Source organism: Vibrio stylophorae, from assembly GCF_921293875.1.
Lineage (GTDB): Bacteria > Pseudomonadota > Gammaproteobacteria > Enterobacterales > Vibrionaceae > Vibrio_A > Vibrio_A stylophorae.
Genome location: NZ_CAKLDI010000002.1, coordinates 412,842 through 427,391, shown reverse-complemented (window position 1 = coordinate 427,391; position 14,550 = coordinate 412,842). Strand labels below are relative to the sequence as shown.

At 45.0% G+C, this 14,550-nt stretch carries 15 protein-coding genes; 8 read left to right on the top strand and 7 right to left on the bottom strand.

Features of this window, described 5'->3' with window-relative positions:
- Positions 1-8: 8 nt before the first annotated feature.
- The gene (locus L9P36_RS15625; protein ID WP_237468559.1) at positions 9-1,172 is read right to left on the bottom strand and encodes an efflux RND transporter periplasmic adaptor subunit; all 1,164 of its coding nucleotides are present in this window, start codon (positions 1,170-1,172) and stop codon (positions 9-11) included.
- Between the two features lie 281 nt (positions 1,173-1,453).
- On the bottom strand, positions 1,454-2,239 hold the full coding sequence (locus tag L9P36_RS15620; protein WP_237468558.1) for a hypothetical protein: 786 nt from the start codon (positions 2,237-2,239) through the stop codon (positions 1,454-1,456).
- Positions 2,240-2,481: 242 nt separating this feature from the next.
- Here L9P36_RS15620 and L9P36_RS15615 point away from each other — a divergent pair, with 242 nt between their 5' ends.
- The 3 genes from L9P36_RS15615 (at position 2,482) to L9P36_RS15605 (ending at position 6,133) form a co-directional block, all read left to right on the top strand.
- Positions 2,482-3,321, top strand: coding sequence for a DNA ligase (locus L9P36_RS15615; protein WP_237468557.1), 840 nt, complete (start codon positions 2,482-2,484; stop codon positions 3,319-3,321).
- 60 nt (positions 3,322-3,381) lie between these two features.
- Positions 3,382-4,671 (top strand): NRAMP family divalent metal transporter, encoded by a 1,290-nt coding sequence (locus L9P36_RS15610; protein ID WP_435532791.1) that lies wholly within the window; start codon positions 3,382-3,384, stop codon positions 4,669-4,671.
- A gap of 160 nt (positions 4,672-4,831) precedes the next feature.
- On the top strand, positions 4,832-6,133 hold the full coding sequence (locus tag L9P36_RS15605; RefSeq protein WP_290368713.1) for a hemolysin family protein: 1,302 nt from the start codon (positions 4,832-4,834) through the stop codon (positions 6,131-6,133).
- Positions 6,134-6,312: 179 nt separating this feature from the next.
- Here the strand turns inward: L9P36_RS15605 and yghU are convergent, their stop codons facing one another.
- The gene (yghU, locus tag L9P36_RS15600) at positions 6,313-7,176 is read right to left on the bottom strand and encodes a glutathione-dependent disulfide-bond oxidoreductase (protein ID WP_237468554.1); all 864 of its coding nucleotides are present in this window, start codon (positions 7,174-7,176) and stop codon (positions 6,313-6,315) included.
- Positions 7,177-7,330: 154 nt separating this feature from the next.
- Between yghU and L9P36_RS15595 the strand changes: the two genes are divergently transcribed.
- From L9P36_RS15595 to L9P36_RS15585, 3 genes are all read left to right on the top strand, one after another.
- On the top strand, positions 7,331-7,573 hold the full coding sequence (locus L9P36_RS15595) for a hypothetical protein (protein ID WP_237468553.1): 243 nt from the start codon (positions 7,331-7,333) through the stop codon (positions 7,571-7,573).
- A 127-nt stretch (positions 7,574-7,700) separates the two neighbouring features.
- A complete protein-coding gene (locus L9P36_RS15590) occupies positions 7,701-9,164 on the top strand; it encodes a competence protein CoiA family protein (protein WP_237468552.1) in 1,464 nt (487 codons plus the stop codon).
- 287 nt (positions 9,165-9,451) lie between these two features.
- Positions 9,452-10,501 (top strand): DUF8371 domain-containing protein, encoded by a 1,050-nt coding sequence (locus L9P36_RS15585; protein ID WP_237468551.1) that lies wholly within the window; start codon positions 9,452-9,454, stop codon positions 10,499-10,501.
- Between the two features lie 54 nt (positions 10,502-10,555).
- Here the strand turns inward: L9P36_RS15585 and L9P36_RS15580 are convergent, their stop codons facing one another.
- The 3 genes from L9P36_RS15580 to L9P36_RS15570 form a co-directional block, all read right to left on the bottom strand.
- Positions 10,556-10,900 (bottom strand): hypothetical protein, encoded by a 345-nt coding sequence (locus L9P36_RS15580; protein WP_237468550.1) that lies wholly within the window; start codon positions 10,898-10,900, stop codon positions 10,556-10,558.
- A 200-nt stretch (positions 10,901-11,100) separates the two neighbouring features.
- The gene (locus L9P36_RS15575) at positions 11,101-11,316 is read right to left on the bottom strand and encodes a DUF3820 family protein (protein ID WP_237468549.1); all 216 of its coding nucleotides are present in this window, start codon (positions 11,314-11,316) and stop codon (positions 11,101-11,103) included.
- A gap of 6 nt (positions 11,317-11,322) precedes the next feature.
- Positions 11,323-12,003, bottom strand: a complete 681-nt coding sequence (locus L9P36_RS15570; protein ID WP_237468548.1) for a DUF3313 domain-containing protein — start codon at positions 12,001-12,003, stop codon at positions 11,323-11,325.
- Positions 12,004-12,323: 320 nt separating this feature from the next.
- On the opposite strand from L9P36_RS15570, the gene L9P36_RS15565 reads away from it, so the two are divergent.
- Together L9P36_RS15565 and L9P36_RS15560 are read left to right on the top strand one after the other, a co-directional pair.
- A complete protein-coding gene (locus L9P36_RS15565; RefSeq protein ID WP_237468547.1) occupies positions 12,324-13,370 on the top strand; it encodes an acyltransferase in 1,047 nt (348 codons plus the stop codon).
- Between the two features lie 53 nt (positions 13,371-13,423).
- Positions 13,424-13,906 (top strand): GNAT family N-acetyltransferase, encoded by a 483-nt coding sequence (locus L9P36_RS15560; RefSeq protein WP_237468546.1) that lies wholly within the window; start codon positions 13,424-13,426, stop codon positions 13,904-13,906.
- A 113-nt stretch (positions 13,907-14,019) separates the two neighbouring features.
- Here L9P36_RS15560 and L9P36_RS15555 read toward each other — a convergent pair whose 3' ends face one another.
- Entirely contained in the window at positions 14,020-14,367 is a 348-nt protein-coding gene (locus tag L9P36_RS15555; protein WP_237468545.1) for a HopJ type III effector protein, read from the bottom strand.
- Between the last annotated feature and the right edge of the window lie 183 nt (positions 14,368-14,550).

Here is a 14,550-nt window from a genome sequence, read left to right as displayed (position 1 = left end):
TCTCCTAATTACTGCGCAGCTTTCTGGCTTGTTTCTGCAGGTGCGTCATTCACTGACGTTGGCGTCACTGGTGCACCTGGACGAACTTTTTGTAGGCCATCAACAATCACGCGATCGCCTGCTTTAAGGCCGCTGAGAATAAGCCACTGATTACCGATAGACTCGCCGGTTTCAACGATGCGTGGCTCAACAATGTTGTTCGCATTGATTACCATCACAATCCCTTGGCCCTTTGGATTACGGGTCACGGTTTTTTGTGGTACCACAATGGCGTCTGGGTCGGTGCCAACGGTCAGTACCGCGCGAACGAACATACCAGGTAGCAGAAGACCTTCAGGGTTCGGGAATTCAGCACGCATGGTAACTGAGCCTGTGTTTTCATTCACAGTCACTTCAGCGAATTGAAGTTTGCCTTCGTGTGCATACACAGTGCCATCATCAAGAATCAAGGTCACAGCGGTTGTTTGTGGCTGCTCAAGTTGACCCGATGCAATACGTTTTTTCACGTTAAGCAATTGGTTACTTGATTGCACGATGTCGATGTTAATTGGATCGAGCTGAGAGATTTGTGCCAAAGGCTGGCCTTGGTTTGCAGTAACCAGTGCACCAGAGGTCACATTGGATTTACCAATCACACCTGAAATTGGCGCTTCAACCTTGGTATAGGTCAAATTGATTTCAGCATTGTTAATAGATGCTTTTGCAGCTGCAACGCTTGCTTGCGCTTCAAGATATGCCGCTTGCGCCAAATCGTAATCTTGTTGGCTGATGCCGCGCTTGTTAAGCAGCTCTTTATAACGTTTTGCAGTGGCACGCGTTGAGGTCAAATTAGCCTGTGCGCGTTTGAGATCTGCCTGCGCTGCGATCAGTGCAGCTTTATAGGTTGCATCATCAATTTGGTACAGTGATTGACCTTCTTTCACCATGCCACCTTCGGTGAAGCTACGCTCAAGAATAATACCGCTGACCTGAGGACGAACTTCCGCTTCAACAAATGCGCGCGTACGGCCGGGTAATTCCATCTGAATTGCTTGAGAGTGGTTCGCGACAGTCATATAGGTGACGGCTGCGGGTGGTCGAGGTTGCTGTTGCTGGCTTTGGTCGTGACTGTCACAGCCACTGAGCCAAATAGCGGCTGTGATCAAAGACGCTAGTTTAAAAGTTGTGCGCATTGTTACTCCATGTCGCGGCAATATTGCTGCGTGTGCAGATCTGATTGATGAGCTAAAGCTCACATTATACATGAACAAAATTAAAGGCAGCCAATGAAATAGCGCCTTTTCCAATGAGTGTGTACTGCAAGCGAGCCTGAAAAAATCAGACGAAAAGGGCAAATTACAGCGGTTATGTTAATCGCGTTTTCTGAACCAAAACATAACAGGATGCAAAGAGTTGCGTTCCTGTTATGTTTTTCAAAAAAATGTTTATTTTCATAGCAAATAGATTGATTTTTCTACCGATTTGCTACCAGCATTTGTGCATTTTTTATGGCAAATTGTGCCGCTTGTTGTTGAGATTTTTGGTTGCCAATCTCGCTGGCCTTAGGGAGTATGACCCAAATGACTTGCGCGGTTGGGGTAATTCTTGAACCAATACCGCCATCCTCTTTTTGATTAAATGCTTGAATATACACAGTTAAAATAATCTGATGCCGATGCACGCTGCGGCCAAAAAAAGTGCCCATTTCATGAATCGCACCCCAAGCAAGTGAAAGCGATGCCTTATTGCTACTTGGGAGCGTGATTTGATAAATCAAGCCACTTGACGCTTTGGGAAGGGCGGTGACTGCGAGGTCATTTGTTTGATATTGGCCAGAAACAAAAGGTTGGTGCTCTTTTGTATCTTTATTAGTGACAAACCCATTGCAACCTTGTGCTTGCGGCAAGTTATTGCGAAAGCGATATTCGGCGCAGGCATACTCACCAATAAGTTGCTGAATGGCGCGAACCAGTCGAGGGTCTTGCACAAAGCGCTGATAGTTAAATGGGTCCGTTTTTTTATAGCTCGCAAACACTTGCTCAAAGGCGCTGGTTAATTGGGGGGAAGATCGAAGCGGAACCAAATCTCCCTGTTCAATGGCATGCGCCACCACATTATTGGTATCACCAATGCGCTGATTTTGCGTGTTGTAGTAGGCATAAGAAAACTTGGGATAGGTCACTCGCGCCTCAGCCATGCTGGCGGTGAATAGACTGAGCGCGATGATGATTTGCCAGAATTTTGGGAAAAAATGCTGCATATTGTCTCCTTGATTTGCTTAACCGCACATTCAGTGCAGGTAAACTCGGCCTTTGATATCCAGTGGTCACGAAACAGATCTGTCGAAAAGATACAAAACAAATTTATAAAACACATGGCAGAGTGCCTTGTTGCACTGTGTTTCTCATCAAAAGTGAAAGATTCTCACATCCTTGCCCCTGTTCATCTTCTGGCAAGAAAAAACAGCTAGCCTTTGAATGAATCGAAGCAAGGGAGTCAGGGATGAAACCAGTATTTTGGATACCGATCAGCGCAATGACGGCTGCAATGTCATGCTATGTGGTTGCGCAGCCGCCACAATTGATGCTAGCCAGTGACTATCGAGCCAGTATCGAAGCCAATCAGTACTATGCCAGTGAGAAATATGACGGCATACGCGCATTTTGGAATGGCCAGTCACTGATCACCCGCTCAGGGAAAACATTAAATCCCCCTGCTTGGTTTGTACTGGGATTTCCCGAGATGCCTTTGGATGGCGAGTTGTGGATGGGGCGCGGGCAATTTCAGCGCCTTACGCAAACGGTACTGGACCAAGAGCCCAATGACGCTGAGTGGGGACAGGTTCGCTATATGGTGTTTGATTTACCCATGGAGCCCAGCAACTTTGCCATGCGTCAAGCCCTGCTGCGACAGGTGATTGATGGCAGTAGCGCGACCTATCTTGCCCCTGCACATCAAAAGCTGATTCAAGATGATGCGGAGCTCGAAGCTTTCTACCAAGCGACCATAGCTCAGGGTGGTGAAGGGATCATGCTTCATCATATCAACAGCTTATATATCAATGGCCGCAGCGCCATGCTGCAAAAACGTAAGCCATTTGCTGACAGTGAGGCCACTGTCATTGGCTACACCCAAGGCAAAGGGAAATTTAAAGGAATGCTGGGCGCATTGATTGTACAGATGCCAAGTGGCCAAGTGTTTAAAATTGGCAGCGGTTTTTCTGTGGATGAGCGTCAGTCGCCGCCGCCGATTGGCAGCACTGTTACTTACAGATATAACGGCCATACCGATGGTGGGCTGCCGCGTTTTGCACGCTTTATTCGTCTTCGGCCTCAAGAATAAACACTTCGGTTGCATTCAAAATCGCCCCTGCTAAGGTGAATGATTAACAATTCATTAACCATGGAGGGAGCAATGAATACTGCAAGTTTAACCTTGGCTGAGCCACGGGGCGCTATTCGCCGATTTTTCAAATCATTGGGGCCAGGCATCTTAATGGCAACGGCCGCCATTGGGGGCTCACATCTGGTCGCCTCAACCAAAGCAGGCGCAATCTATGGCTGGCAACTGGTTGGTCTGGTATTGCTTGTCAATCTGCTGAAATATCCATTTTTCCGCGCTGGGGTGCAATACACATCGGCAACAGGGAAAAGTCTACAAGAGGGCTACGCCGAGATGGGGCGTAGCTACCTGTATCTTTTTAATGCGCTTAATCTTATCTCAGCTGTGGTCAATACCGCGGCAGTGCTGGTGTTTACTGCAAGTCTGCTGAGTTATTTTTTGCCTGTGTCTATTGCATTAACGCATTTGTCAGCGTGGGTGCTTGTTGGCTGTTTGGCCTTACTTATTGCAGGCCACTATCGTGCGCTAGATTCTGTATCCAAATTGATTATGGCTGTGCTGGTGATCGCGACCTTGGCTGCGGTGCTCATTGCCGCTGCATCGCCATCAGTGAAAGTCGATGATTTTGTTGCGCCGTCACCTTGGCAGTTCGCCGCGCTGGGTTTTATTGTGGTGATGATGGGTTGGATGCCAGCGCCCATTGAGATTTCTTGCTTGACCTCTTTGTGGTTACAAAGCCAGAAAAAGCAGCAACCTGTGACCTGTAAAAGCGCGCTGATGGATTTTAATGTCGGCTATATCATGACGGCGCTACTTGCGGTGGTATTTTTGGCATTGGGCGCGCTGATTTTTCATGGTACGGGTCAAGCGCTGGAATCAACAGGGATTGGTTATTCCAAGCAGTTGGTGAGCATGTATACCGCAACCATAGGTGAATGGTCACGCTGGCTGATTGCGGGGGTTGCATTTCTTTGTATGCTTGGCACCACATTAACTGTGATTGATGGCTATTCGCGAGCCTTGGCACAGGGCACGCAGTTGATGACGAAAGCAAAACGCAGCGAAAACAGCCGAGGATTGCACCAAATTTGGATGGGATTGGTTTCTGCTGCCGCATTGCTGATCCTGTTCTTCTTTTTAACGAATTTGATGGCGATGTTACATTTCGCAATGCTTTTGGCATTTATGACCACGCCCATTTTTGCGCTGCTGAATTTTATTTTGGTGCAACGAAGCGCCGCGCAGCAGCTATTATCTCAGCCGCAATGGAATCGATACTTAAGCTGGGCAGGTCTTATCTATCTATTTGGTTTTCTTGTTCTATTTATTTGGTGGCAATGGCTGAGCTAGGTGCGACTTGGTTGTGAATGCTGCTAAGAAACTGTAAATAAATTGATAAAAACCACTGAATTTTTGTGTGGTTTTTATCGTTTTGATAAAAAAATGAAATAGGCGCATGCAGGGATGACTGATAGCTTGGCGCTGTGTTTATAACAGAGGAGCACACGCCGTGGATATCGGCATATTAGTTTTATTGATTCTTTTTAATGGCGTTTTTGCCATGTCCGAAATTGCCTTGGTGACCGCCAAGCCAAGCCGCCTTCAAAAATTAGCCGATGAAGGCAACCGCGCCGCAATGCGCGCCCTCAAGTTGGGAGAAAACCCAACGCAGTTTCTTTCCACCGTGCAAATTGGTATCACGGTGATTGGTATCCTCAACGGTATTCTTGGTGAAGCAGCGCTTGCAGAGCCCTTTGCAAAATGGCTTATCACCATGGGGATGACGGTATCCCTCGCATCAATGCTTTCGACTTTGATTATTGTGGTGGTGATTACCTATAGCTCCATTGTCGTCGGTGAGCTGGTGCCAAAACGTTTGGCACAATTTCATGCTGAGCCCATCGCATTGATGATGTCCGGCCCGATCACGCTGCTGGCAACGATTTCGCGTCCTTTTGTTTGGTTGCTTTCATTTTCAACCAACGGGATTTTGCGATTACTTGGCCGCAGCAAAAGTGACAGTGCCAATATCACTGAAGATGATATTCATGCGCAGCTGCATGAAGCATCGCTTGCTGGGGTGATTGACCAAAGCGAGCACCATATGCTGCGTAACGTGATGCAGTTTGATGATCGCAAAATGGCGTCGATTATGACCCCGCGCCATGAAATTGAATTTCTCGATGTGAATTTGCCCATCGAAGAAAATATTAAGCGCATGATGCGCAGTGACTACCATCGCTTTCCTGTGTGTCGCGGTGGCATGCAAGAGATCCTTGGGATCACCTCCGCTAAGCGTTTGTTGCACTTGATGGCGGATAAAGATGGTCAAGGTTATAAAGATTTGCTGAAAAGCCTTGAGCCGCCAATGTATGTGGCTGAAAACAACACCGCAGGGCAAGTGCTCAATCACCTGCGTCAGCACCAAGCAGAAATGATCTGTGTGGTGGATGAGTATGGTGATGTACAAGGTATCGTCACTGATGCCGACCTCTTTGAAGCCGTTGTTGGTGAGCTTTATTGTGATGACCAAGATGATTTATGGTTGCTTGCCGATGGTGAATCGCAATGGATCATGGATGGTTTGATCCCTATGGCCGTGGTCAAAGAGACCTTGAGCCTGAAACAGCTACCCGATGAACATGAAGGGGGCTATCACACCCTGAACGGTATGTTGATCTGGACGCAAGCGGGTTTGCCACAATTGGGTGATTGCTTTGATTGGGAAGGTTGGCGTTTTGAAGTCACCCTGCTTGACGGTAATCGTGCGGGTAAAGTGCGTGTTTATCGACACGACTCTCAGAGTGCTTAAGAGAACAGGCGCTTAACAGCGCAATGTGCTCAGTGCATTAACGCTTCATGGCTTCATAAAAAACGCGGCATCATGCCGCGTTTTTTTATGTTTTCTTGCGCCTAGACTTTCAGCCTATATCTAGCGTTAATCGCCTTTGATATGGGACGCTCAGTAATCCGCAATGGATGAAATAACGCTTAGGCAAAGTTGGTTGGTTTCAGGGCAAGCACTGCATCGATATCTGACGCTTGATGCCGTTCGGGCAGCTGCTCCCACAATTCCCCCCATGTGCGATTGACGATGCGACCGCGCGTCACAGCAGCGCGCTTGGCAATTTTAGTGGCCCATACTTGCAAGTGCGAATAGCTATCGACCTGTAAAAATTCAGCCGCATCATAAATATGGCCAAGCACCAAATTTCCATACCAAGGCCAAATAGCGATATCGGCAATACTATATTCATGGCCCGCAATATAGGCGTTGTGCTCAAGTTGCTTATCGAGCAAATCCAGCTGACGCTTGATCTCCATGGTAAAGCGATCAATAGGGTAGGCGAGCTTTTCAGGCGCATACTGATAAAAATGACCAAAGCCGCCACCTAAATAGGGCGCTGCACCTTGCAGCCAAAATAGCCAGTTACGCACCTGCGCTTTTTCATGGGGGCTTGCAGGCAGCAAGGCATCAAATTTCTCAGCGAGATAAAGCAAAATATGACCTGATTCAAAGACATTGATCGGGTGCTCCTCACCATAGTTCACCAGTACTGGAATTTTACTGTTGGGATTTGCCGCAACAAAGCCAGAGGAGAATTGGTCGGCTTCGCCAATCTGAATCAGGTGCGCATCATATTCAGCAGCTTTGCCAAGCGCTAGCAGCTCTTCGAGCATGATTGTGACTTTCTGCCCGTTGGGCGTTCCCATGGAATAAAGCTGCAATGCATGATCACCAATAGGCAGCTCGCGCTCAAACCTTGCGCCAGCCTGCGGTTGATTAATGCTGGCCCATTGGCCGCCATGCTCGCTAGGCGTCCAAATTTTAGGGGGCGTGTAGGGTGTTGACATATCAGAACCTCGCAATGATCGGCAAACCTTTTGAGTATAGAGCGCCGTGAGCGGGATGTGAGATGGGAATGACTGGTGATGCGGGTACAGACATACTGATATAAAAAGCTCAAAAACGTGCTTGGGGCTTTTATATATCAACGGGGTTTGATACATGGATAAAGACCAGCTTGAGAAACACCGCAAGGCAACAGATACAGAATTCGGATTTACATGGATTCCTAGCTTGATGCTAGCCGTTCTTGGTGACGGTGAGTACCATAGAATGCTCCGTGCAAGCGGTTACACTGTACAAGAACTGCAAGTCCACCAGCAAGAACGATTAGGACTATTCGATCAAGGTGTTGCAATTGCTGATTTGCCGACGTTTGTAATCAATAAAAACATGATTGGCTAAACAGCTAACCACATTTCTTTGATGCCGTGTCTCATCATATATGTCTGATTCAATGAGTTTTTCATGCCTATTTTTGCATTGTCTGGTATCGTCTGATCTATGATTTTTAATCACTGCGGCATGGCTAATGGCAATAAAGACGGCATGGGCACTTAGAGACAACAAGCTGGTTAACATCAATCAGATTAATAGAGACACGGAGAGAGGCTCAAACTGTGGTTGTATTTGTGTTTCTTGTGGTTCTCAATTGGTCGCCAGAATGGGTGATCATAAGGCTCATCATTTTGCTCATAACTCAGACCAAAACTGCTCTCTTGAAAGCATCCAACATCAGCTAGCAAAACTAATCATTTCTCAGAGTATTTCTTGCTCAATCACTACTGCATACAGTAACCCCATCTACAAGCAATTCAGCTATCAAATATCACTAGAAAACGTAGAACTCGAAAAACCATTAGCTGGTGGTCAGATCATTGCCGACTGCTTCGTTAATGAACACAGCACCAAAGGCAGTAGACCTTTCGCTATCGAGATCTTTTATACGAACAAGAAAGACTCAGCACACGTAGAGCAATACTTGAACCTAGGTATTCCAGCACTCGAAATAGATGTCTCTGGAATGGATGTGCACCTTAGTTGGAATGAGTTACGAGACTTCGTTCTACACGATGCCCCACGAGTGTGGTTGAAAATGACTCCAGAAACGTCTCTATCGCGTCAAACGGAAGACAGTGACCCAGATACTAGCTCAATTTATGAAAGCTGGATAACAGCTGATGGAGCTATAGATATATTAAATGAGCTTTTCAGAGAGAGTCGGCTGTATGATTTTGTTGGTGCTATCGGTAACTGTGGAGAATCAACAGCTAAGCGCAGAGAGAAAATAGCAATAAAGTCAATCGATGGTGTTATCGAATCAACTGACCAGTATGTCCTAATTCGTGGTTATGTTGCTAAGAATATTCCAGTGGAAATTTTAGTTCCTTTAGATGACTTTGAATCAGAAGCGGTATCCCCCACTCTCGTGGTGGATCTTGATTACTGGGGTGAACATCATTCTGTTAACTGGATCGGCATAGATAAGTGGAAAAGAAAGCTACAATTTCAAGCAGATCAGGACGCTGAAAATAAAGAACAGAAGCGTTTGAATCGTCTAGCTGCAAAAGACAATGAGCTGACAATAGAGCAGATCTGCAAATGGTATAAGCAATCATCTTCGTTATCAGATTTCTATGCGGTTTTGGCTGATCAAACTGGCTTAGAGTTATCGAATCTACCCTTTATGAGTAGAGGCAAGATAATGACTAACTGGAACTGCCCAAGAGCTATTTGGCGAGCAATTATACTTCTTGTTTTTGTACGACAAGGACAGAAGCTAGAGTGCGATATGATTGGAGATGAAATGTTCATCAATGACGCTTTTGGATGTGACTACCGTTTCACTGAGAACAGAAGCAAAGAGGTATACTTCTGGCTTGAGAAGCACTATCAAGCCCTTGGTGCTAGAAGAAATAGACTCACTTATCAGTTTTATAAATCTAAGCTGCCTAAGAACTTTGACTCTATGATGATTGATATGATTAATAGCTAATCTATTCTTTTTTGATCAGCAAAGGGGTATTAGTAATAGCGCTGCGCGGCATTATAGTTATTTTAACTCTCTGGCACTAAGCATAAACAAATTTATTTTTTGTTTACGTAATATCTGTTTAAAACATGATGGACATGTGCTCTGTAGCCACATGCATATACCAACCAGACAACCCCGCACATAACATTCAGCTATCAGCCTCGAAAGACTCGCATGTTAACCTGTTGAAAATAAGGTATAATAAAGTACTTTTAGCGAAAGGTCGGCTTAAAAATGACAGATGACAGATGACAGATGAACTAGGAACTCTACGAGAATATATTGAAAAATGGATTGTTGAAGAGCGTAATCACATTTTTAAATATACATCACCTTTCATCAGTCCCAATTCGACAGAAGCTAAAGCAGTTTTTCTTGAATACGATCGTGCCACGAGCAAAGCTCGTAATCATAACCATAACTACAACGTTGCAAGCTCCTGCTCACCATACGGATACGTGGAAGTAAAAGAATTCCCCGAACCGACTCTAAATGAATTTGTCGTAGATAAGCTAAAAAAATTCCATAATCAAAGTCGTAGCGCATATGCAGAATCAAGCATCTTAAGTAACTTCTGTACTTACGACGAAGATGGAGAGAGAGAAATTGACATATCAGATTTTGAATTTATTGGAGAAACAGACCATGAAGTTTTCAAAGCATGGCTGATGTTTAATCACCTCTTTGATCTAAGCTCTCAACTCATCAAACGCATAGAAGCAAAGCACTACATAGGAATTCACAGTCATTTGAAATTGATAGATGATAACTTTAGCTTTCTAAGGGATGGTAAAAAGTCATATTTTCAATTGAAAATGGATGAAGATGAGCTGAACAGTTGGTTGATAAATGAAGTCAAATCATTCAAGCATCAGGTTGAGAAGAAAGGACTCTGGAAAAGCCTATCTACTAATCCAGAGAAACACTTCCAAAGGGTTTTTGAGGCCGTTTTAGGCAGAGTGTCAGAGCTTTACAATGTTGATATATCGCCAGAAGCTAGTGCTGGCAGTGGCATTATGGACTTTAAATTCTCACAGGGTAACGAGTCAAAAATCTGTGTTGAACTCAAGTTATCTCAAAATCCATCAGTACTAAAAGGACTGATTCTTCAACTAGAAAAATACAAAGAAAGCGAGAAAACAGACAAAGGAATTTATGTAATACTAGATTCTGGGAACCCTAGTAGCTCCTTTGCCGAACTAAAGTCTTATGTTCAAAAACTGCGCAACTCTGGTCTAAGCACTGAACATATCATCTTTATTGACGCTACAGAAAAACCTAGTGCAAGCAAACTCTGATAGTAACATCATGAGTTTGCTTTGACTTAATTATCTATAATTCAAATAACTTTATTATTTAATTGCCGCAACGACTTCTCGTAAAGTGCCAAATATTCCAAAGAATGCGTCAGTTTGATATTCATCTATCTTGCTATCAGTATCGTTATATACATCAGAACCCGAGACGTAGTAATCACCACTCATAATCATCTCTTCGTTACAAATCAGAACAGTTCCCCATCCTTCTTCAAGGTCATAATTAACAGAAAAGCCATCTACTTGATCATTAAAGTAAAATGCTTCAACCCATTCCGCAATTCGTTTAGTGTCTATTCTGGTGTTCTTGATAAAGTCTTTGACTCTTGGAGAAAAAGAACGATCCCAACCAAAATCAAGCCAGACTTCATTTTTACGCATCAGTCCGCGGAGATTGAAAAATGACGGGGTCAGGTCTTGCTTTTTGATAATCTTTACTTTTTGTATGTAAAAATTAACCGAAAATCTATGTTGGAACTTTGGCTCACAATACGTTTCGGGGCAAAAAAGGCCAACCTAACGGTTCGGCTAGTTCGAAAGAAAACACTGAGTATCGTGGAAAAATTGAGGACAGTAGCGGGTTACATACGCTTTAAAGGCTTCACCACACTGTCTAACCCTTCAATTTTTAAGGCAAGGCACAGTTGCAATAGCTGGCCAAGCTCGCCCTCAGGAAAGCCTTTTTTATCAAACCAAAGCAGATACTCTTCGGGAAGGTCAATTAAAGCGCGGCCTGCATATTTACCAAAGGGCATTTGTTTACGCGCGAGTTTGATCAGATTTTCTTTGCTGAGCATGGCCAATTAGCTGCGTTTTGAATGGGTGTTGAGGGTAACACCTAAGCGCTGAACCCACCAGTGAATCGCATCTTTGGCATCATCTAATGAGTCAATCATCGTGGAAAAGTCTTTATTCCCCGCCTGACGATCGATAGCGGCAAAGAGGGGTTTGCCCGTTTGTGCGTCACTGACCATCAATTCAATGGTCGCCGAGCCGACATTGGTGTGTTCACCCGTGGTGACTTTGGCGATTGCAGAAATGCCAAGCCCCACTGGCAGCACGCTGCTGGTCACGGCAAGCACTGGATTCGGCGTTTCCACATTACTGATCGCAATATATAGGCGCAGGCTTTTACCCGTTGGTTGACCCACAATGGCTTTATGCCGCGAAATGTGCTGCTGAAGGTGGCTGACCAAATACTGGCTAATCTCTTTGACATCTTGATCATCGATATCTGAATTTTCATCAAGCACCACAATCACGGGTGTGATGATTACACTGTCATATTGGGCAATTTTGTTGCGAAGTCGCTCATGACTGCGCAAACCCGCGCGCGCCCATACTAAATCGACGCCGCCTTCAGGGCCGGGTTTAAAATCTTCATATTGGGTAAATTTGGTGGCGCGAACCAGTGGTCCGTTGGCACATGCGGTCAGTAAAGCTGTCAGACAGAAAATCAGGCTGGCCTTGGTGATGGCATTCATACAGATCGCTCCTTGAACTATTTGCCGTATATTGTTCCATATAATGGAGCGTAATGAAACCCAGCTATAACTGAGCGAAACAATGGTGCGCGCAAAGCGAAAGCGAGTGCATGCATGGTATTGCGCTGTATTTCGCAGGACCAATATTTTCAATTCAGTGATTGAAGGTTGGCAAGGGCGTTGATTTATTTTGGAAACTTGATGCACATCTAGAATTACATGAATTCTTGATATTTCAGGCGGGTATAGCATCAGAATTGATTGCTTAAACAGGCTGAACTGATAAATATGGTGTGTTTTCTTTGATTGATGAACGAGTAATGAACACGCCAACACCTACTAAAAAAATCGCCAGTTTAGAGCTTGGCCGTTTAATCGCAATTTTTGCTGTTGTGGCCATGCACTGCCAACTGTTTATGACCTATTTGCAAGTTGGTGAAACCCCATGGCTTGGCTATCTCTTTAATCAATGCACGCGTTTTGCGGTGCCGCTATTCTTTTTGATCGCCGGATTTTTGATTCAGCCAAAGCTGGTGGCTGCACCTATGGTGACGCTAAAAAATTATTGCGCGCCGCTGCTTCGAATCTTCGCCGTTTGGAGCGTAATTTGTTTGTTGATGCCATTTGATTTTGGCACGCTGCTAGAGAATGGCTATCTCGCAGAGCGGCTGGGTTATTGGCAGTATTTACTGAGTCGCCCAATTAATACGCTGCTAGAAGGTGGCTTGGTGCATCTGTGGTTTTTACCGGCGTTGATGCTGGCAGCACTGATCACTGCGCTACTTTTACATTTTCACAAAGCACGCTGGTTATTACCCATTGCCGTCGTTTTATATCTCTACGGTGTGGCAGCAGGAAGTTATTACAATCTTACCAATATCTGGGCATTTTGCTTTACCCGGAATGGGCCATTCTTCTCAACCTTGATGTTTGCCCTTGGCTTTTTGATTCGAGAAAAAGAGTTTCGGTTGTCACGTGGCGCAGCCTTGGCAATGGCATTGATTGGTATGGCGATGCACTTAGGCGAAGCCTATTTCCTTATGGATTTCAAACAGCCATTTAATAGCAATGATTACTTGCTTGGAACTGTGCTGTGGGGCACGGGCTTGTTCTTGTTTTTGTTGGCCACACCACAACTGGGCGATCGTCCTTGGGTATTTCACTGGGCGCAATATGTACTGCCCATCTATGTGGCGCATTTACCCATCATGATTTTAATGCTAGACCTGACGGGATTTTTGCAGCTAAACACATTGCAAGCAGCACCGCTAAAGGATGCGGTGGTCTTTTTCGGAACCGTGACCTTCACGCTCCTGCTGATTAAAGGGCTTGAGAAAACGCCGCTTTATCGCGTGTTATTTCGCTAATCAGCAAATTTACATCGTGATGCAAACATTTATTGTGAAACACAGGTTTATATATGTCAGTTCAACGCATTTTAGCGCATCAATGGCCTGAGATTTATCAAATACAGGTGCAGGCTTATCAGTCGATTGAGCCTGAGCCCGTTGCGATTTTGCAAGATAAGTGGCAAAAATCGCCTGAATGCTGCTTTGTATACAAAAAAGATCAGCAAATTAAAGGCTATCTGCTGGCGCATGCTTGGAATCGTGAAACGCCGCCTAAGTTATCGCAGCGATTGCCTGAAGATAGTCATGGCGAGATTTTGTTTTTGCATGATTTAGCTATTGATAGCACTGCTGCTGGACAAGGGATTGGCCCACAATTGATTGAAAAATTGGTGGATGTGGCTGAGTCTACGGGGTATCAAGAAATTCGCCTTGTTTCGATTCAAAATTCGAAGTCATTTTGGCAAAAAAATGGCTTTTCTGCGCTGAGCGAGCCTGTGTGTCAAAGCTATGGTGACAGTGCGTTACTGATGCGGCGCAAGCTGACAAATTAACGCGGTATTCGTCTTTAGCTAATCACTGTATAAATAAAAAAGAGTCGGCATGCCGACTCTTTTTTATTTGATGCGCGCTATGGCGGTTTGATCGTTGGCAGTGCGATGAAGTGCTAGATCCGCTTATGTAAGGCTGGATTGTGAAACTCGATGCCTTGCCAACCATATTTGATGAAATTTCGAATGTTTTGATGGTCGGTATTCTCAGGATGCTCAAGTACATCTTGACGATAGAAGCGGCCAAAACATGCAAGCGTTTGTGCTGGCGTCAGTTTATTGAGTGATGCAAAGGCAAATATCTTACATGAGCCATTGTTTTCACCCGCTTGGTTATTGGTCTCGCCATTGCGAAAAGCGGTGGGGATAAAATCATAGCTGTGATCGATCACTGCCATGGTTTGCTCAAACTCAATCACTTCGGGTTGCTGCATCAGTGTGGCTAAAAACGCTTCCAATTCCATGTGTTTCATCCTTGCTTTCAATCGAGGTGCAGCCTTGAGTCTAACCTATTTTTGTGAGGGAGTGGACGGATCAATCAATCGAGCATGAATGCGATGGCAAGCGGACTTTGGCGCTTTGTGCGCTGCTTTGATTCATCATGCACCTGATTGATGTTGATTCCTTGCTGTAGATTTAGAGGCTTG